Below are 17,087 nucleotides of genomic sequence, written 5' to 3' on the forward strand. Positions count from 1 at the left end.
GCAAATTTCTGTCATCATAAGTCATGCCGTCAGACGCGCATTTCGAGCTATGGTTGCAATGCGCGGGGCGAAACAGGAGGAGTTTCGCCATGTCCGAGTTGAGCGGTATCGTGAGTTTGTTCCTGATCGCGGCGGCGTTTCTGACGTCGTGCGACACCCAACAATCGCCACCGAAGGCTTTCGCGCCTTTGCCGGCGTTGAGCACCAGCCAATAGACGTTGGCATTGACGCGAAAAGGGCCTCGTCGAAACGAGGCCCTTTTCGATTGAGGTTGCGTCAATGCCAGTAAGGCGTGACCTTGTAGTACTCATACGAGGCATCGCGCGCGGTCTCGCCATCGGCGCCGGCCAGTTCGTTGATCGAATAGGCGGGCGCTGCCTTCAGCTGATCCTTCGAGAAGGGCACGACATAACCGCCCTTGCGCTCATCATAGTCGAGACTTGCCCAGGGAACGGCATGGTATTTCTCGCCGATGCCGAGAAAGCCGCCAAAGCCGATCACCGCGAACATGATGCCGTTCGACGTCTTGTCGAGCATGATGTCCTCGATGCTGCCGATGCTCTTGCCTTCGGTGTTGTAGACCGATGTGCCGATGACGCGCGAAGCGGCAATGGCTTCGGTGTGACCCGTGTGAGTTGTCATGATCTGCTCCTCGTTGTCGTTGAACTCTGCTTTGACAATGAGGGGCGCGGGCGAAAGTTCCCGACTTTTTCGGCGGCGGCCAATCACTCCGCGAGGATGAAAGTGACCTTCATGTTGACGCGGTAGGCCGCGATCTTGCCATCCTCGACGACGATCTTCTGATCCTGGATCCAGGCGCCTTCGACGTTCTTCAGTGTTTTCGAAGCGCGGGCGATTCCCTTTTCGATGGCGTCCTGAAAGCTCTTCTTCGACGACGAGGTGATTTCGGTGACGCGGGCGACGGACATGGCTTCCTCCTGCCAAAACGCTCATTTGCCGGCCAAGCGTACAACCGGTCTATGCCTTCCACAAGCGCGGCCCCATCGGGGCCATTGTCATGCCGCCGTCCAGCGTGGCATTGAGGGACCGTCCGGTCGTTTTGTGAGGCGGTAATGGCCCGAAGGCGCAGTCAGCAGCCAGCAGCGGCGCAGCCGCCGGCACCTGTGGTTGATGCCAATGCCGCGAATGCGTCCAGCGGCTACTTCTTTGCTGGCGCCATGGTGCTGATCGCCGTCCTGATCCCCTGGTATTTCGAGCTGCCGTTCAACTTCAACGTCAACGACCGCGAATTCAATCCACTGGTCTTCGTCCCGGTTGTGTTTGCCGTCATCGGGCTCTACGCATTGCTGAAGGCGATCCGTGACACGTTGCGCGTGCGCAAATTCGGCGCAACGACGCTGGAGGCGGGTCCGGCAAGACCTGGCGGACGCTTCGAAGGCCGGCTGCGGTCGAGCCGCGATCTGGCTCCTTGCGGTGACTACGTCGTCAAATTGCGATGTATCAGAACCTACCGCGTCGGCGGACCGGCCGTGAATACGACCGCTGGTGACAAATCGACCTACAAGGAAGAGCTCAGATACGAGGAAAAGCTCGTCGTGCCGCGTGGTTCCGTGCAGTCGAGCGCGGGCATTCCCTTCGCCTTTGCAATCCCGGCCGATGCCCTGCCCTCGAACGGCCCGCCGGTTTACGAGCGCCAGCATGGCAATGTGCGCTGGATCCTGACAGTCACGGCGCCGATGCCGGGCGTCGATTATTACGCGGTGTTCGCGATCGACATGAGGCGGTCAGGCCAGAACAACTGACATGCAGCCGATTGAACATTCCTCAGGACGCTTTAGCGGCCCTTGGCGATGCGATCGAATGCCATCAGCCTCTCGATCAGAGCCGGCATATCCTTCAGCGGCAGCATGTTCGGGCCATCTGAAGACGTCGAATTGTCCGGATCCTGATGGGTCTCGATGAACACGCCGGCAACGCCGACGGCAACGGCAGCGCGTGCCAGCGTCTCGACAAAGCGGCGCTCGCCACCGGAGGAACCGCCCTGTCCGCCCGGCTGCTGCACCGAATGCGTGGCGTCGAAGATCACAGGCGCGCCGATTTCCGCCATGATCGGCAGCGCGCGCATGTCGGACACCAGCGTGTTGTAGCCGAAGGATGCGCCGCGCTCGGTGGTGAGCACATTTGCGTTTCCGGACCCGGTGATCTTGGCGACCACGTTCTTCATGTCCCAGGGGGCAAGGAACTGCCCCTTCTTCACGTTGATGACCTTGCCCGTTTTCGCCGCAGCCACCAGCATATCGGTCTGGCGCGACAGGAAGGCCGGAATCTGCAGCACATCGACATGCGGCGCGACGATCGCGCATTGTTCCTCGGTGTGGACGTCAGTCAGAATGGGAAGCGAAAATTCCTTGCGCAGTTCGTCGAAGACCGGAAGTGCGGCGTCCATGCCGGCGCCGCGTGTTGCCGACAGCGAGGTGCGGTTGGCCTTGTCGTAGCTTGTCTTGTAGACGAGGCCGATGCCGAGCTTGCCGGTCAGTTCCTTCAGCGCGCCGGCCATGTCGAAGGCGTGCTGGCGCGATTCGAACTGGCACGGGCCGGCGATCAGCGCCAAAGCCGCGTTGTTGTCGAAAACGACGTTGCCGACCATTACCGTCGAATTGGGGGCTTGGGGCTTGCTCATGGGATCTCCCGGAAGATGAAAGCCGCGCCCTGTCCGGATGCCGGCTGCACGACAATGTCATTGCCCGCTATATCGTGGTGGATTGAATTGGCTGCAAGCAGCCGCGATGTGACATCGATGCTTCGGACGGCAAAGACGATCGCCGCGAAGCGAAGTTTCGTCGCTGACCCGGCCGGAATGCCAAAGCGGGCGGTGAAGGATTTGGGATCAAGCACGCTCAAACTTGCATTCGGCAGGAGAAACACCCCGCCGTCGGCGGCAGGATCGTTCGCCGCCACCGAGATCAGCCTAATCTGTTCGGCGGGCTGGTCGCTGACCGCCACCACCTCCACAATGCCCGTGGCGCCATTGGCGTGGGTCTGCAAAGCCGTACGGTCCACTTTCGGCGCGTTGATCTGCTGGCAGGCAAACAGGAACGCGTCGGTTGCTCCGCCGGTCGCGGCAAAGGCGAGCTTGAATGACGCCACATCGCTCTTGCCCGACGTATCCATGAAAGCGCGTGAAAAGCTCAGCGTGTCTCCCGCCGACAGGCCGGCCGTGACATAGCGCGCATGATCGGCGTCGGCATTGTCAGTACCGAGAACGACCGCGGAAAATCCCTCCTCGCCACGGCTGTCGCGATAGAGGCGGTCGCGCGCGACGAAGACATTGCCCTCGGCAGCCGCCTTGATCGCGGCCTGTTCATTGCCGATCGCGAGCGGCTCCAGATACGTGCCGTCGGCGAGGAAAACGCAGCAGTTTTCCGTTCCAAAGGGATGGATGCCGGTCGGGGCGACGACGAAGCCCAGCGAAGCGAGCCGGGTTCGCGCCACATCGAGGTTCTGCGTCGGCAGCACCAGATGATCGAGCAGATGAATGCCGGCTGCTGTTGTTCGGGTCATTGAGGCGCGATGTGCATCATTCCGCAACACGGTTCAAGACGTGATTGCGATCATCAGCGCCAGCGGCGCCTGTCTCGCTTGGGGATGCTGCGAATTCCGTCCTGGCCATTGTCACGACGTCACGATTCGACGTCGATCAACCTTCAGCCTCGACATCGGCTGAATAGCGCAATTCGCGCAATGGTTTGACCTTGGCTGTGGTCTGCGCATAGAGCGGATGTGCCTTGTAGGCGGCCAGCGCCGCGTCGTCGGTGAACTCGGCATAGACGACGACGTCAACTTCATCCGACAGCGGGTCGACCTTGGTGTTCAAAGTAACCTCGAAGAGACTGGAATGAGGAATGTTGCCGAGTGCCAACAGCCCGGTGCGTACTGCCTCCACATCCTCCTTGCGCCGCGCGCTGAAGAAAACGATATGCCGGATCAATCCCGCCTCCTCGATCTGAATGTCGGGGTCTTTAGTGACGGCGGTCCTCGCGCGTCAACCGTTGATGGCGCCACGCGTCCTTGCGACGCGCCCGGATGGGGCCGGACCTCATCTCGCAGCGACCAACACCTCGCAGAAGCGCCGGACTGCTATCTCTGGAAGGGGATATTATGCCTTGCCGGTGACGTAGCGCACAGCATGGGAGAGCTCCCTAACCGATATGTCGAGATACCGGCCCTGATTGTAGAGGCCGTCCCAGATCAGGAAGAACGCGATTGCCGCAATGACGATTACATAACGCATAGCTAAAGCTATCGCACAAGCGCGACTGCGACCATAGACGTTTTTTGATTTTGGGCAGCAGCGACTCGACGAAAAATGCCGAACGCCACGTGGCACAGCCCAGCTAACGGCTTGCCTCTTGAAGTTCCCCCTCATGACGTGGAAGATTGTGACCGGCATTTGCTGGGAAGCGCGGAAGCTCCGGTTAACGGGCGCGCGCTTTCGTTCGACCCACCCGTCGCCGAACCCGTGAGCCAGCGGGACCAGGCAAGGGTGTTCGAACCTGGCGGATGATCCAACAAACCGTGGTTCAGCAATTTGCGCCGGCACCACGGAAATCCAGGGGCATGAAATGGCAGACGGGGAACATCATAGCGTAGCGCCTGGCGAAGCGGTCAGGCTCGACGAGTTCAATTTCGCCGAGATCGTCAAAGGCCTGCCGGCCAAGGCGCGCATGGTGCTGTCGGCGGCGATGAACCTGCCGCGCGGTACGCTCAAGGTCAGGATGCCGGATGGTCGCGCCGTTCTCGTCGGCGGCAAGGGGCCCGGCCCGGACGCCGAACTGGTGCTCAAGAACTGGCGCCTGCCAGGCCGCGCCTTTTCCGGCGGCACGATCGGCGTTGCCGAATCCTATATGGACGGCGATTGGGAAAGCCCTGATGTCACCAGCTTCTTGGAATTGTTCGTGGTCAATTCGGCGATCGGCGAACGGGTCGCCGGGGGCGCCAGCTGGCTTATCAACACCGTCCAGCGCATCCGCCACTGGTTCAACGAGAACACACGCACCGGCTCCAAGCGCAATATCTCGGCGCATTACGATCTCGGCAACGCCTTCTACAAGGAGTGGCTCGACCCGAGCATGACCTATTCCTCGGCGCTCTACGCCAATGGCGCCAATGACCTGGAAAGCGCCCAGGCCGCCAAATATCGGGCGCTGGCCAGGGATACGGGTATCGGTAGGAAGGACCATGTGCTGGAAATCGGCTGCGGTTGGGGCGGCTTCGCCGAATTCGCGGCACGCGAAATCGGCTGCCGCGTCACGGGACTGACGATCAGCCGCGAACAGCACGATTTCGCCAAGGCACGCATCGCCAAGGCCGGACTTGCCGACAAGGTCGATATCAAGCTGCAGGATTACCGCGACGAAACAGGGACTTACGATCGCATCGCTTCGATCGAGATGTTCGAGGCGGTCGGCGAGAAATACTGGCCGGTGTTCTTCGGCAAGATGAAGGCCTGCCTGCGGCCCGGCGGCACCGCAGGCCTGCAGATCATCACCATCAACGAGGCCGCCTACGACACCTATCGCGCCAGGCCGGATTTCATCCAGCGCTACGTCTTTCCGGGCGGCATGCTGCCGACACCGTCGATCCTGAAGGCGCTCGGCAAGGATCACGGCCTTGCCCATCTACGCGAGCGCGTGTTTCCCGACGACTATGCGCGTACGCTCGCCGAATGGCGGCAGCGCTTCTGGGTATCGTGGGACAAGATCGTGCCGCTCGGCTTCGACGATCGCTTCAAGAAGCTCTGGGAGTTTTACCTGCACTATTGCGAAGCCGGCTTCCGCGCCAGCTACATCGATGTGCGCCAGGTGGTCTACAAGGCGTAAGTCGGCACACTCTTCGATCGCGTTACCATCGGAAGTCAGCACTGCTGGAGATGACGACCGGGTCGATTGCCGGTTGGCGTGCCTGGCCCTTTTCGATCGCGACTTCCTGATGCCAATGTGATGCCTGCAACCAACTGAAGCCGCGATACTCAACGGCCGGATCAGAGCAGGATGCGATATCTAGCAAACCCCGCTTCGCCCTCGCCCGCCGGTTCGATCTTCAGCGACTTCACGTCGGCAATGAAGTCCTTTGCCCTGACGCCTGTCTCGAACACGACGCTGGTGCCTGGCAGTGGGGCGAACGACCAGTTGTCGTCGGCCGACGGATTGATCGTGCCCTGGCTGACGATGTAGCGAACGATGACGTCGCGGTTGGTGTCCGGCGCCTCGTAGATGATCTTGGAGGCATTGATGTCAGGGAAATTGCCGCCACCGCCGGCCCGGTAATTGTTGGTCGCAACGACGAATTTCTGATTGGGATCAATTGGCTTTCCGCCGAACATCAAGTCGACGATACGATTGGCGCCGGCATTCGCCACGCCGCCCTTGGCATCGTATTTCGGCGGCTGCGACAGGTCTATCTTGTAGGTGACGCCGTCGATGACGTCGAAATTGTAGGACGGGAAATCGGTGTTGATGAGCGCCTGGTCGGCCTTCCCCACCTCGATCCTGTTGAAGATGCCGGCCGACATTTCCAGCCATTCCTTGACTTGCGCACCGGTGATTTCGACAGCGCGCACGGTGTTCGGGTAAAGATAGAGGTCGGCGACGTTCTTGATGGCGATGTCGCCGGCCGGCACGTCGGTGTAGTAGTCGGCGCCGTTGCGCCCACCGGCCTTGAAGGGAGCCGCGGCCGACAGCAGCGGCACATCCTTCCACTGCGTGCTCTTGAGGATGTCCTTCAAGTACCAGGTCTGCGCCTGGCTGACGACCTGCACCGACGGATCGTCGGCGACCAGCGAGAAATAGGAATAGAGCGGCGCCGAAGTCTTGCCGACAGGACGGCGCACATAGGCCAGGGTTGCCTGGTGGTCCTGTTCGAGAGCGGCGATGATGCGCTTGTCGTCGGGAACAGTCGGCTTGTTCTTGTTGTCGACGCGCTCGAAGATCGGCCGCGCCTCGGAGGTTGCGGAAACGACCTTCCATTTCGATCCGTCACGCTCCAGCATCAGGTCTATCAGACCCATATGCGAGCCCCAGAAGCCGCCCATGACGGCGGGCTTGCCCTGCAGCGTGCCTTTTTGCGTATCGACGCCTTCGAGCGACTGGAAATCCTTCTTGCCGGGGAACACCAGATGCTGGTGGCCGGCGAACACGGCATCGATGCCATCGACGCCGGCGACGAAGAACGAAGCGTTCTCCATCATGTCACCGTCATTCACATCGATGCCGGAATGGGAGAGCGCGATGACGATGTCGGCGCCCTCTTCCTTCATCTGCGGCACCCAGGCCTTGGCCGCCTCGACGATGTCGCGCGTCTTGACGTTGCCTTCGAGATTCTTGAGGTCCCAGACCATGATCTGCGGCGGGACGAAACCGATAATGCCGATCCTGATCGGCTGCTCGGCGCCCGAACCGTCCTTGATCTTCCTGTCGAGGATCACATAGGGCTTGAGATAGAGCTTGTCGTCGCGCGGGTTGGCGGCAAGCGCGGTGCCGCGGATCAGATTGGCGCAGACGAACGGAAAATCGGCGCCGGCCAGCACCTTGTCCAGGAAGGACAGGCCGTAGTTGAACTCATGGTTGCCGAGCGTCGAGCACTCGTAGCCGAGCAGGTTCATGCCTTTCATGATCGGATGCAGATCGCCGTCCTTCAGGCCCTTCTCGTAGGCGATGTAGTCGCCCATCGGGTTGCCCTGCAGCAGGTCGCCATTGTCGATCAGCATCGAATTGACGGCTTCCTTGCGCACCGCATCGATCAGGGACGCCGTGCGCGACAGGCCCATCGTGTCGTTGGCTTTGTCGGCGTAATAATCATAAGGCAGCACATTCACATGGATATCGGTGGTTTCCATGATGCGAAGATGCGCCTGGTTGGCCTGCGCACGGGCGGAGAAGGGATGAAGCACGATCAGCGCCCCTGTGGCTGCGGCACCCGCGAGAAAACCGCGGCGGGAGACTGGGTGGAGCAGTTGCGACATGTTTTCTCCTCTTCGACTACCTGACGCCCTGCCCCGCAGCGAACTTGGCGCCGAAACCGGCTCAAGTCCACTCAAGAAGTCGCGCGCATCGGAGCGCCAGTCGATCAGCGCCATATGACGCGCGGATGAAGGCGACAGTGAAGAAAAGTCAGGTCTTGTCGTCGTCGCCCTGGGTGATCAGCCGGGCGCTGCGCTGACCTGTGACGTAGATCCATAGCCAGCTCAAGGAAACCGCAAGCCGGTTGCGGAAGCCGATCAGAAAATAGATGTGCGCGATGCCCCACAGCCACCAGGCGAGCCAACCCGTAAGCTTCATCCAGCCGAGATCGATCGCGGCGGCGCGTTTGCCGATCGTCGCCAGATCGCCGGCATGTTTGTAGTGAAATGGCCGCGTGGTGCTATCACCGCCGAGCCTGGCCCTGATGGTCGCCGCCACATGGCGGCCCTCCTGCTTGGCGGAAGGCGCGACGCCGGGTACCGGCCGTCCATCGGGCCGCAACACAAGGGCGTCGTCGCCGATGACAAAAATCTCGGGGCTGCCGGGCACGCTGAGGTCGGGCTCGACGAGCACCCTGCCCGCGCGGTCCGCCTTCGCCCCCAGCCATTCGGCGGCGGGCGAAGCGGCAACACCGGCTGCCCACAGGATCGTTCTCGCCTCCAACTGCTTGTCGCCAAACACAACACCTTCGGCGTCACAGCGCGTAACGGCCCGGCCGAGTTCGACCGTCACGCCGAGCCGCTCGAGCGCCTTGCTGGCGTAATCGGAAAGTTTTGGCGCGAAATTGGCAAGGATGCGGTCGCCGGCCTCAATCAACACCACGCGCGTTTGCCGCGTGTCGATGTTGCGGAACTCGCCGCGCAGCGTGTCGTGCGCCAGCTCGACGATGGTGCCGGCCAGTTCCACGCCGGTCGGCCCGCCGCCGACGATCGCAATGGTCAGCAGCGCCTGGCGCTTGGCGGGATCGGTTTCCCGCTCGGCCTGCTCGAAGGCCAGGAGAATGCGCCGCCGGATGGTGGTGGCGTCCTCAAGCGTCTTCAAGCCTGGCGCGAAAGGCTCCCATTCATCGTGGCCGAAATAGGCATGGCGGGCGCCGGTGGCGAGCACCAGCGTGTCGTAGGTGACGGCGGTGCCGTCATCGAGCAACACGCGTTTGCCGGCACGGTCGACGCCGGTGACGTTGGCCAGCAGCGTCGTCACATCCTTGCGCTTGCGCAGAAGATGGCGGATCGGCCAGGCAACCTCGGAGGTCGCCAGCGCCGTCGTCGCCACCTGGTAGAGCAGCGGCTGGAAAAGATGATGGTTGCGCTTGTCGATCATGGTGATGCGCACCGGAGCGCCCGACAGCCCGCGGGTGAGTTCGAGGCCGCCGAACCCCGCGCCGACAACGACGACATGATGGCTGGCTTCGTTCATCTCATTCACCCTGCCGGTAATATTGCCAACCGTAGATGTAGGTATTTTTTGTGCAATGCAGCAACAGAAGGACAGTGCCCGGGGCTCGCCGTCCCATGTCGTGAACGCACAAGACGTATCGTGACGCGAGGTATAGCGTCGTCAAACACGCTTACGAGGTAAAGCATGGCCAAAGATCATGACGACCAGGGTCCGGGACAGTATGCCTCGCCGCCCTGCTTCATGCACGAACTCAATCCGGAATTCCGGGCGCTCTCCGACTGGACCGATGTCCGGCGCTGGCGCAAGGCCGAGCGCGAACGCCTGATCGCGGCTCGCCTCGCTGTTTCGGCCGACGCGAGAACGGCAATGTCCCAGCGTATTACCGAAGGGCTCGACGCGATCATCGGCGAGATCAGCGGCCGCATGGTGAGCCTCTACTGGCCGTTTCGCGGTGAGCCGGATTTGCGGCCATGGATGGCATCCGTCAATGAGCGCGGCGGCCGCACGGCGCTGCCCATCGTCGTCGAGAAAGGGCAACCGCTGATCTTCCGTGCCTACAAATCCGGCGACCGGTTGGAAAAAGGCATCTGGAACATCCCGATCCCGGCCGAGGGCGATCCGGTGCTGCCCGACATCGTCATCTCGCCGATCGTCGGCATTGATCCGGCAAACTATCGCCTAGGCTATGGCGGCGGCTTCTTCGACCGCACGCTGGCCGCAATGCCGTTCAAGCCGCTGGTCATCGGCGTCGGCTACGAACTGCAGCGCATCGCCACGATCTATCCGCAGCCGCACGACATTGCGATGGATCGGGTCGTCACCGAAGCCTGAGAGCCTGTGTCCGGAAAATTATCCATACTTCCGCGCGCAGCAGCGCAGATGTCACGTGACAAAAATCCGACTTGGTCGATAAATAATCTGCCCTCGAAGGGGACCATGCTGCGGAGGACCGTTTTGACATGCGCTCTGGGCGGATCCAACAGTTCGGTCGCTCTTGGATTGTCTGGTTCGCAACGGAGGACAAGATGATCGGACGAACTATAGCGGCTGCCCTTGCCATCGCGTTTTCCTTGTCGCCTGCGCACGCACAACCACGGCATCGTTTGCCGAGCGATTACAAATGGGGCCGTTGCCTGCTCGTTGTTGACGGTCAGACCCGCATATCCGGAAAATGTTCCTATCAAATCGAGGCGGGCGGCGATTTTAATATCCAGGGGCCCCGGCAAGTTTTTGCAGGTATTGACTATCCTGATACGCATAGCGGGGCTGGTGAAATGTCCAAGGATTACTGGGCAGTCATCTACAAGGACGGTGACGTTTGGGCCGGCTATAGCAACTCCGAAATTGACGAAACGCACGGTGACGAACGTTGGGAAGCACTTCGCCGCGAAGGCGCATGCTATGTTGGCAAGGACGTCCGGGTCTGCCTTTGGCGTTAAGCCATTTCCGGCTTCATGCCCATGGCCGTCCGATCAACGATCTCACGCAAGGCGAATGACGAGTTGATCTTTGTCACGTGCGGCATCGCGGACAGCCATTCCTTGTGGATGCGCTCATAGTCGACCAGGTCTTTTGCCGCGATGCGCAGGATGTAGTCGTATTCGCCCGACATCAAGTGGCAGGACAGCACGTTGGGGCAGCGCTTGATCGCCGCCTCGAAATCCGACAGCGTCTTCTCGAACTGGCCCGACAGCGATATGTGCACGATCGCCGTCATCTGGTGACCGAGCGCCGCATTGGAAAGCCGGGCGTGGTAGCCGCGAATGGTTCCGGATTTTTCCAGATTATCAAGCCGGCGCGAACAGGCCGACTGCGACAGGCCAACCTTCTCGGCGAGCGCCGCATTGGGTATCCTGCCATCCTTCTGCAAAGCCTCGAGAATGGCGATATCGATCCTGTCGAGCGGCATTTTTCGTGAATCCTGCGAATATCCTGCTATTTCGCGCAACGATTATCCAAACCTGCCCGTCCGTGCAAGCGCATTCGCAAACACTTGCGACCCGATTCATGGTTCACTTCACCAATACAGGGAGTGAGCCCAAAAGGGTCCGGATCAGGAGAAGAAAATGCGCGTCGGTTGCCCCAAGGAAATCAAGAACCACGAATATCGTGTCGGCCTCACGCCAGGCGCGGTCCGCGAATACGTCGCGCACGGCCACGAAGTGCTGGTCGAGACCGGCGCCGGCGCCGGCATCGGCGCCGATGACAACGCCTATCGCGCCGCCGGCGCTACCATCGCCAAGACCGCCGCCGACGTGTTCGCCAAGTCGGACATGATCGTCAAGGTCAAGGAGCCGCAGCCCAATGAGTGGGTGCAGCTGCGTGACGGCCAGATCCTGTACACCTATCTTCACCTGGCTCCGGATCCGGAGCAGACCAAGGGCCTGCTCGCTTCGGGCGTGACCGCGATCGCCTACGAGACCGTAACCGACGACCGTGGCGGCCTGCCGCTGCTCGCGCCGATGTCGGAAGTCGCCGGCCGCCTGTCGATCCAGGCCGGCGCCACGGCGCTGCAGAAGGCCAATGGCGGCCGTGGCGTGCTGCTGGGCGGCGTGCCCGGCGTGCTGCCCGGCAAGGTCACCGTGCTCGGCGGCGGTGTCGTCGGCCTGCATGCGGCTCGCATGGCCGCCGGTCTCGGCGCCGACGTCACCATCATCGACCGCTCGATCCCGCGTCTGCGCCAGCTCGACGACCTGTTCGCCGGCCGCGTCCACACCCGCTACTCGACCGTCGAGGCGCTCGAGGAAGAATGCTTCTCGGCCGACATCGTCGTCGGCGCGGTGCTGATCCCGGGAGCCGCAGCACCTAAGCTCGTCACCCGCGAAATGCTCTCCGGCATGAAGAAGGGCTCGGTGCTGGTCGACGTCGCCATCGACCAGGGCGGTTGCTTCGAGACCTCGCATGCGACGACTCACGCCGAGCCAACCTACGAAGTCGACGGCGTCATCCACTATTGCGTCGCCAACATGCCAGGCGCCGTGCCGGTCACCTCGGCCCATGCCCTCAACAACGCAACGCTCCACTACGGCCTGCAGCTCGCCGACAAGGGCCTGAAGGCGCTGGTCGACGACCATCATTTGCGCAACGGTCTCAATGTCCATAAGGGCAAGATCACCAACCGGGCGGTCGCCGAAGCACTCGGCTACGAGCTGGTCGAGCCGAAAGCTGTTCTGGCCGCTTAATACACCCAGAAATAGTCACCTTGCTTTTGTTGCCCGCCGGTTCGCTCCGGCGGGCTTTTTATTGGGCAATCTGCGGCGTCAAGCCTGCCCATCGGGCAAATCAGTGCCTGTTGCAGGTGTTGGTTTGCCTAACACTGTTGCATATTTATCATTCCTAATCTGTCCGACTCCTTGCTAGGAACATCGCGGGCTTATTGATTAGGGGTTTGAGCAATGTCTGTTCGCGTTTCTGCGAAGTCTTTTCTTTTGGGCGCCGTTTCTGCTGTGGCTTTGCTGTCTGCGGCTCATGCGGCTGATGTGGTACAGCCAGTCGAGGCATCCGGTTTCAACTGGAGTGGGCTGTATGTCGGCTTCGGTGTTGGCGCCGGTGCAAATGTTCATAAACTCAGCAGCGACTTTATTCCGATCTCGTTGAACGGAATTGGCGGTGAAGGTGTCTACGGCGAACTGACCGCCGGTTACGACTACATGGTGTCGCCCCGCTTCCTGCTCGGTGGATTGCTGGACGTCCACGTCGGCGATATCAAAACCAAGATCGATGCCGCCGGGTTCAACGCCTCGATCCAGGAGACATACGGTTTCGACGCTGGCCTGCGCGTCGGCTATCTGTTTACCCCGAATACACTGGGCTACGTGCTCGGCGGCTATTCCTGGCAGAAGTACAAACTCGATACCAATGCTGGCTTCGGCTTTGATTGGGACCAGAGCGGCTACTTCGTCGGCGGCGGCATTGAAACGGCCATCAACAGCAACTGGACGATCAAGACCGAGTATCGTTATACGCGCTTCGGCACCAAGGGGGATCTCCTCTCAGAGGCGGGCCTCATCGGTGCGCCGGATGGCCTTCTCAACCTCGATACGTCGCGGCATACATTCCAGATTGCGGCCAACTATCGTTTTGGCGCCCAGAATGGCGGCGGTGCTACTTTTGAAGCCCCTGCGTACAACTGGACCGGCTTCTATATCGGTGGCGGCTTGGGCGCCGGTGCATCCGTTCACCAGATCGAAATCCCGCCCCTCGGCGGCGCCAAGTTCAATGGCCTCGGTGGTGAAGGCGCGTTTGGTGAGCTAAACGTCGATTACGACCAAGACTTCGGCAGCTGGGTTGCAGGCGTCATGGTCGACGCCCGCTACTCCGGCATGACCTCGAAACTGGACCTTGGCGGCGGATCGATCAATGTGGACACCGACTACGGTTTCGACGTGCTCGGCCGCGTCGGCATGAAAATGAACGAATCGACGCTTGCCTACGCATTGGCTGGCTACAGCTGGCAGCATTTCGATCTGAACGCTTCCGACCCGATCGGCGACATCCTCGACTGGGGCTCCAGCGGTTTCTCGGTTGGCGGCGGTCTGGAAACGGCTATATCCAGCAACGTCACCGTCGGTGTCGAGTATCGCTATTCGCAGTTCGCCAAGAAGGATTTCTCGTCGGAGTTGGGGCTGCCTGACGACTCCATTACCTCGACGTCTTCCTTCCATACCGTGCGTCTCGGCGCGAAGTACAAGTTTAACTGAGTAGCCCTCCAGGCAAACAATCGAAGCCCGTCGGCCTGGCCGGCGGGCTTTTTCTTTGCTTGGATGACTTTCTCTGGGAAAAATCGGCAACAAAAAAGCGGAGCCAAAGCCCCGCTTCCTCGATATCGAGATTGCCGCCGGTTCATCCGCGGTCGGCCAATCGATCGACACTGGCTTTCTATCGCATCTATGCGACGGGAGTACGACAGGCCTCCTGACCGCATTCCTTTGCGGTTCAGGCCCGTTCAATCCGGCACTGGTAGCAGTTGTTGCGCGCCGAGCGGACATGCACGTAGGCGATGTCGACGCGTTCGAACAGCGTCTCGGCGCGCGCTGTAATTGCCTCGGTCGGGATGACTCCGCCGCTGCCATAGACGATGCGATCATCCCTTCCATAGCCGCGCACGATGTAGTCCGGGCTTTCGAGGATCTCGGGAAGCATCTCGCTCCGGGCGGCGCGCTCGCATTCTTCGGCATGCAGGAAGATCGGCCCGGTTTCCGCATAGGGCTGCAGGTTCGGGAACGGCCGATAGGCGAGAATGAGATAGGGGTCGCCGGCTGCGATGTTCCTCAGACAATGCCGGCAAGGCATGCCGTCGCCGTCAGAGATCCTCCGCTCGGGCGTGTGGCCGTAAGCATCGGGCCCACCACGCTGCAGAGCCCTCACAGATTCGGTGGGAAGTGCCTTGAACTGAATGGTCATCGTGAAAACCTCCGGTCTTGTCGATCGGAAACTATGCGCACAGGCCAATGCTTCCCACCCGATTCCTGACAAGGGATCGAGGGACCGATCCAATGTCGGTGATCAGTCCCTCATATAGATAAAAGCACCGACGCAAACCGGCGAAATAAGCCGGCTAATTACATGCCGGCGGACTTCCGAATCAACGAATGAAATCGTCGAAGCGCCGCAGTGTCACCCGGCGATTCTGCCAGTTTTCGTTCTGTGTCGGCACGAGCAGAAACTGCTCGCCGTAGCCAACAGTTTCCAAGGCATAGCCGGGCACGCTGAATTCTCGCACCAGCGTGCGCTTTAACGAGGCGGCGCGCTGTTCGGACAGGATCTGGTTCGACTGGAAGGAGCCGACGGCATCGGTATGCCCCTCGATCAGCACACGGGCACCAGGATCGCGGCGCAGGATGCGCTGCAGCGCGTCGGCGATATTCTCGATCTTGTCGTATTGCGAACTGGAAATGGCGGCCGAGCCGAAGGCGAAGTTGATCGACTGGATATCGATCGAGCGCGCCATGCGGCGCAAATCCGGCCGTCGCTTGAATTCGCGGATGGTGACGCGCTCGTTTGGCCGCAACTTCACCCGTGGTGCGGCTTCGAGCTTGCGCTCGATCGTCGCGGCCGAAGGGGTCGTCGCCTGGGCGGAGGCAAGGCTCGGCATGGCAATCGCCGCGATCAGCGCGGCGGCCAGTGTACGGCGTGTCAGCATGTCTTTTCTCCTTCGGCCTCTGCCGCATTGATGATGTGGGCAAGATGCCAAAGACAGGCTGAAGCGCCGATGAACGAGTGGCTCAGGTTCGCGCTGGTGTCGGCTTCCGGCTGAAATCAGGGCCGCATGACGCTGGCCGAGCGCTCGGCGAAAGGCAGCGGATGCACGACCTCTTTCTTCTGCGCGACCGGCTTGAAACCGAGCTTCTGGTAGAGCGGCAAAGCCGCCGGATGGTCCAGCGTGCAGGTCTGCACCGTCACCCGTTTCGGCCCATGCGACCAGGCGGCTGAAATCGCCGAGCCCAGGAACCAGCGGCCAATGCCTTGCCCGGTGGCATGGTCCATCATACCGAAATAGGCGAGCTCGACTTCATCAGGCAGATGTGGCTTGAGATCGAAGAAGCCGGCTGGCGCGCCGTCGAGATAAAGCACCCTAATGTCGCGATCCTCACGGTGGATGCCGGCCGAAAGCTCATCATCGTTCAGTCTGAGAACATTCACCCAGTGCCATTTGCGCCCGACCCGGTCCATCAAATAGCGATAAAAATGCAAGGGAATTTCCTTGGTCTTCAGCAGCGCGACCTGGCGGTTGTAGGGTACGGGCGGCGAGACGGCAGGAGGGGCATGCATTTCGAGAAAAGTCACCGTGACTTCAATGTCCTGCACCACGCCGTTTTCCATCGCGTTCATTCCTTGCCGGTCGTATCGGGGCCGGTCACGACAGGCGTGTCGGAGAGCCCGCCCCACTCGGTCCATGAGCCGTCATAGAGCCTGTTGTCGGTGTGGCCAAGCGTCTCCAGCGCTAGAGTGATCACCGCGGCGGTGACACCTGAGCCGCAAGATGTGACGACGGGCTTCGACAGGTCAATGCCGGCCTCCTCGATCACCCTCCGCAAACGGTCGTTCGACTGCAGCTTGCCGTTTTCCGACAGTGCGGAATACGGCACATTGCGCGCGCCCGGCATATGGCCGGAGCGGATTCCCGCACGAGGCTCGGGCTCGGCACCGGTGAAGCGGCCAGGTCCACGGGCATCGGCAATCTGGCTGGCGCCGGTATCGACGATCCGGCGCATATCGGCGAGGCTGGCGACGCGGCCGGCGTCGAAATCGACATGGAACACACTCGGCGCGATCTTCGTCAGTTCGTAAGTTACCGGCCGGTCGGCCGCTTTCCAGCCATCGAAACCGCCATCCAGAATATAGGTCTGGAAGACACCCATGATGCGGAACATCCACCATGCCCGGGGTGCCGAGAAGAACCCCGGACCGTCGTAAACGACAATGGTGTCGTCGGCCGAAACACCCATCGCGCCGACATATTGGGCAAAATGCTGAGGTGATGGCAGCGTGTGCGGCAAAGCGGCGTCGGGGTCCGAAACCGCATCCTGATCCAGGAACCGGGCGCCGGGAATGTGGGCGGCCTCGTATTCGGCGCGCGCGTCGCGCTTTTGCGCCGGCAAGTACCAGGACGCGTCTACAATCGTCAGCCCGGGCTCGCTCAGGCGCCCCTGCAGCCAGTTGGCATCGACGATAAAAGGACTGTCTTCGGCCATTCTGGGTCTCTCCATC

20 protein-coding genes and 1 pseudogene are annotated in these 17,087 nt (G+C 61.1%); 8 read left to right on the top strand and 13 right to left on the bottom strand.

The annotated features are described in order from the left end of the window. Positions 1 to 89: 89 nt before the first annotated feature. Positions 90 to 215, top strand: a complete 126-nt coding sequence (locus tag HGP13_RS38595) for a hypothetical protein (protein WP_281410972.1) — start codon at positions 90 to 92, stop codon at positions 213 to 215. 61 nt (positions 216 to 276) lie between these two features. On the opposite strand, the gene HGP13_RS22175 is transcribed toward HGP13_RS38595, so the two are convergent. Both HGP13_RS22175 and HGP13_RS22180 read right to left on the bottom strand, forming a co-directional pair. Beyond that, a complete protein-coding gene (locus HGP13_RS22175) occupies positions 277 to 642 on the bottom strand; it encodes a PRC-barrel domain-containing protein (protein ID WP_172229072.1) in 366 nt (121 codons plus the stop codon). A gap of 83 nt (positions 643 to 725) precedes the next feature. After that, the gene (locus tag HGP13_RS22180) at positions 726 to 929 is read right to left on the bottom strand and encodes a dodecin family protein (protein WP_027045027.1); all 204 of its coding nucleotides are present in this window, start codon (positions 927 to 929) and stop codon (positions 726 to 728) included. A 144-nt stretch (positions 930 to 1,073) separates the two neighbouring features. Here HGP13_RS22180 and HGP13_RS22185 point away from each other — a divergent pair, with 144 nt between their 5' ends. Beyond that, positions 1,074 to 1,763, top strand: a complete 690-nt coding sequence (locus tag HGP13_RS22185) for a hypothetical protein (protein WP_172229074.1) — start codon at positions 1,074 to 1,076, stop codon at positions 1,761 to 1,763. Between the two features lie 32 nt (positions 1,764 to 1,795). On the opposite strand, the gene kdsA is transcribed toward HGP13_RS22185, so the two are convergent. The 4 genes from kdsA to HGP13_RS38600 form a co-directional block, all read right to left on the bottom strand. Continuing rightward, positions 1,796 to 2,641, bottom strand: coding sequence for a 3-deoxy-8-phosphooctulonate synthase (gene kdsA / locus HGP13_RS22190; RefSeq protein ID WP_172229076.1), 846 nt, complete (start codon positions 2,639 to 2,641; stop codon positions 1,796 to 1,798). Next, positions 2,638 to 3,522 carry a VOC family protein gene (locus HGP13_RS22195; protein ID WP_172229078.1) on the bottom strand — a complete coding sequence of 295 codons (885 nt, stop codon included), beginning with the start codon at positions 3,520 to 3,522 and terminating at the stop codon, positions 2,638 to 2,640. Before HGP13_RS22195 ends, kdsA begins: the two co-directional genes overlap by 4 nt. Positions 3,523 to 3,658: 136 nt before the next feature. Next, positions 3,659 to 3,949, bottom strand: a complete 291-nt coding sequence (locus HGP13_RS22200; RefSeq protein ID WP_172229080.1) for a Dabb family protein — start codon at positions 3,947 to 3,949, stop codon at positions 3,659 to 3,661. A 168-nt stretch (positions 3,950 to 4,117) separates the two neighbouring features. Continuing rightward, entirely contained in the window at positions 4,118 to 4,252 is a 135-nt protein-coding gene (locus HGP13_RS38600) for a hypothetical protein (protein WP_281410973.1), read from the bottom strand. A 91-nt stretch (positions 4,253 to 4,343) separates the two neighbouring features. On the opposite strand from HGP13_RS38600, the pseudogene HGP13_RS38785 reads away from it, so the two are divergent. Beyond that, positions 4,344 to 4,484, top strand: a pseudogene (locus HGP13_RS38785) (DUF1365 family protein); the annotation flags it as partial. 99 nt (positions 4,485 to 4,583) lie between these two features. Then, complete coding sequence (locus tag HGP13_RS22205; protein WP_172229082.1) at positions 4,584 to 5,840, top strand: cyclopropane-fatty-acyl-phospholipid synthase family protein; 1,257 nt, start codon at positions 4,584 to 4,586, stop codon at positions 5,838 to 5,840. 161 nt (positions 5,841 to 6,001) lie between these two features. Here the strand turns inward: HGP13_RS22205 and HGP13_RS22210 are convergent, their stop codons facing one another. Continuing rightward, positions 6,002 to 7,981, bottom strand: a complete 1,980-nt coding sequence (locus HGP13_RS22210; protein WP_172229084.1) for a bifunctional 2',3'-cyclic-nucleotide 2'-phosphodiesterase/3'-nucleotidase — start codon at positions 7,979 to 7,981, stop codon at positions 6,002 to 6,004. A 148-nt stretch (positions 7,982 to 8,129) separates the two neighbouring features. Next, positions 8,130 to 9,395 carry an NAD(P)/FAD-dependent oxidoreductase gene (locus tag HGP13_RS22215; RefSeq protein WP_172229086.1) on the bottom strand — a complete coding sequence of 422 codons (1,266 nt, stop codon included), beginning with the start codon at positions 9,393 to 9,395 and terminating at the stop codon, positions 8,130 to 8,132. 165 nt (positions 9,396 to 9,560) lie between these two features. Here HGP13_RS22215 and HGP13_RS22220 point away from each other — a divergent pair, with 165 nt between their 5' ends. Continuing rightward, on the top strand, positions 9,561 to 10,208 hold the full coding sequence (locus HGP13_RS22220; RefSeq protein WP_172229088.1) for a 5-formyltetrahydrofolate cyclo-ligase: 648 nt from the start codon (positions 9,561 to 9,563) through the stop codon (positions 10,206 to 10,208). A 194-nt stretch (positions 10,209 to 10,402) separates the two neighbouring features. Beyond that, positions 10,403 to 10,816: a hypothetical protein gene (locus tag HGP13_RS22225; RefSeq protein ID WP_172229090.1), complete on the top strand. Its 414-nt coding sequence runs from the start codon at positions 10,403 to 10,405 to the stop codon at positions 10,814 to 10,816. On the opposite strand, the gene HGP13_RS22230 is transcribed toward HGP13_RS22225, so the two are convergent. Then, positions 10,813 to 11,286 carry an Lrp/AsnC family transcriptional regulator gene (locus HGP13_RS22230; protein WP_013531467.1) on the bottom strand — a complete coding sequence of 158 codons (474 nt, stop codon included), beginning with the start codon at positions 11,284 to 11,286 and terminating at the stop codon, positions 10,813 to 10,815. The genes HGP13_RS22225 and HGP13_RS22230 overlap by 4 nt on opposite strands. Before the next feature lie 157 nt (positions 11,287 to 11,443). Between HGP13_RS22230 and ald the strand changes: the two genes are divergently transcribed. Beyond that, the gene (gene ald, locus HGP13_RS22235; RefSeq protein WP_027045017.1) at positions 11,444 to 12,559 is read left to right on the top strand and encodes an alanine dehydrogenase; all 1,116 of its coding nucleotides are present in this window, start codon (positions 11,444 to 11,446) and stop codon (positions 12,557 to 12,559) included. A 213-nt stretch (positions 12,560 to 12,772) separates the two neighbouring features. Beyond that, positions 12,773 to 14,077 (top strand): outer membrane beta-barrel protein, encoded by a 1,305-nt coding sequence (locus HGP13_RS22240; protein ID WP_172229092.1) that lies wholly within the window; start codon positions 12,773 to 12,775, stop codon positions 14,075 to 14,077. A gap of 235 nt (positions 14,078 to 14,312) precedes the next feature. On the opposite strand, the gene HGP13_RS22245 is transcribed toward HGP13_RS22240, so the two are convergent. The 4 genes from HGP13_RS22245 to sseA all read right to left on the bottom strand — a co-directional run bounded on the left by HGP13_RS22245 (position 14,313) and on the right by sseA (position 17,071). Beyond that, positions 14,313 to 14,780 carry a DUF1203 domain-containing protein gene (locus HGP13_RS22245; RefSeq protein WP_172229094.1) on the bottom strand — a complete coding sequence of 156 codons (468 nt, stop codon included), beginning with the start codon at positions 14,778 to 14,780 and terminating at the stop codon, positions 14,313 to 14,315. Positions 14,781 to 14,961: 181 nt separating this feature from the next. After that, positions 14,962 to 15,519, bottom strand: a complete 558-nt coding sequence (locus tag HGP13_RS22250; protein ID WP_172229096.1) for an OmpA family protein — start codon at positions 15,517 to 15,519, stop codon at positions 14,962 to 14,964. A 116-nt stretch (positions 15,520 to 15,635) separates the two neighbouring features. Then, entirely contained in the window at positions 15,636 to 16,199 is a 564-nt protein-coding gene (locus tag HGP13_RS22255) for a GNAT family N-acetyltransferase (protein ID WP_172229098.1), read from the bottom strand. 5 nt (positions 16,200 to 16,204) lie between these two features. Then, positions 16,205 to 17,071: a 3-mercaptopyruvate sulfurtransferase gene (sseA, locus tag HGP13_RS22260; RefSeq protein ID WP_172229100.1), complete on the bottom strand. Its 867-nt coding sequence runs from the start codon at positions 17,069 to 17,071 to the stop codon at positions 16,205 to 16,207. Positions 17,072 to 17,087: the final 16 nt, after the last annotated feature.

The sequence above is a fragment of the Mesorhizobium sp. NZP2077 genome, assembly GCF_013170805.1.
Lineage (GTDB): Bacteria > Pseudomonadota > Alphaproteobacteria > Rhizobiales > Rhizobiaceae > Mesorhizobium.

Coding starts and splice junctions, on each gene's coding strand:
- HGP13_RS38595 (WP_281410972.1), top strand. CDS start 90: ATGTCCGAGTTGAGCGGTATCGTGAGTTTGTTCCTGATCGCGGCGGCG.
- HGP13_RS22175 (WP_172229072.1), bottom strand. CDS start 642: ATGACAACTCACACGGGTCACACCGAAGCCATTGCCGCTTCGCGCGTC.
- HGP13_RS22180 (WP_027045027.1), bottom strand. CDS start 929: ATGTCCGTCGCCCGCGTCACCGAAATCACCTCGTCGTCGAAGAAGAGC.
- HGP13_RS22185 (WP_172229074.1), top strand. CDS start 1,074: ATGGCCCGAAGGCGCAGTCAGCAGCCAGCAGCGGCGCAGCCGCCGGCA.
- kdsA (WP_172229076.1), bottom strand. CDS start 2,641: ATGAGCAAGCCCCAAGCCCCCAATTCGACGGTAATGGTCGGCAACGTC.
- HGP13_RS22195 (WP_172229078.1), bottom strand. CDS start 3,522: ATGACCCGAACAACAGCAGCCGGCATTCATCTGCTCGATCATCTGGTG.
- HGP13_RS38600 (WP_281410973.1), bottom strand. CDS start 4,252: ATGCGTTATGTAATCGTCATTGCGGCAATCGCGTTCTTCCTGATCTGG.
- HGP13_RS22205 (WP_172229082.1), top strand. CDS start 4,584: ATGGCAGACGGGGAACATCATAGCGTAGCGCCTGGCGAAGCGGTCAGG.
- HGP13_RS22210 (WP_172229084.1), bottom strand. CDS start 7,981: ATGTCGCAACTGCTCCACCCAGTCTCCCGCCGCGGTTTTCTCGCGGGT.
- HGP13_RS22215 (WP_172229086.1), bottom strand. CDS start 9,395: ATGAACGAAGCCAGCCATCATGTCGTCGTTGTCGGCGCGGGGTTCGGC.
- HGP13_RS22220 (WP_172229088.1), top strand. CDS start 9,561: ATGGCCAAAGATCATGACGACCAGGGTCCGGGACAGTATGCCTCGCCG.
- HGP13_RS22225 (WP_172229090.1), top strand. CDS start 10,403: ATGATCGGACGAACTATAGCGGCTGCCCTTGCCATCGCGTTTTCCTTG.
- HGP13_RS22230 (WP_013531467.1), bottom strand. CDS start 11,286: ATGCCGCTCGACAGGATCGATATCGCCATTCTCGAGGCTTTGCAGAAG.
- ald (WP_027045017.1), top strand. CDS start 11,444: ATGCGCGTCGGTTGCCCCAAGGAAATCAAGAACCACGAATATCGTGTC.
- HGP13_RS22240 (WP_172229092.1), top strand. CDS start 12,773: ATGTCTGTTCGCGTTTCTGCGAAGTCTTTTCTTTTGGGCGCCGTTTCT.
- HGP13_RS22245 (WP_172229094.1), bottom strand. CDS start 14,780: ATGACCATTCAGTTCAAGGCACTTCCCACCGAATCTGTGAGGGCTCTG.
- HGP13_RS22250 (WP_172229096.1), bottom strand. CDS start 15,519: ATGCTGACACGCCGTACACTGGCCGCCGCGCTGATCGCGGCGATTGCC.
- HGP13_RS22255 (WP_172229098.1), bottom strand. CDS start 16,199: ATGGAAAACGGCGTGGTGCAGGACATTGAAGTCACGGTGACTTTTCTC.
- sseA (WP_172229100.1), bottom strand. CDS start 17,071: ATGGCCGAAGACAGTCCTTTTATCGTCGATGCCAACTGGCTGCAGGGG.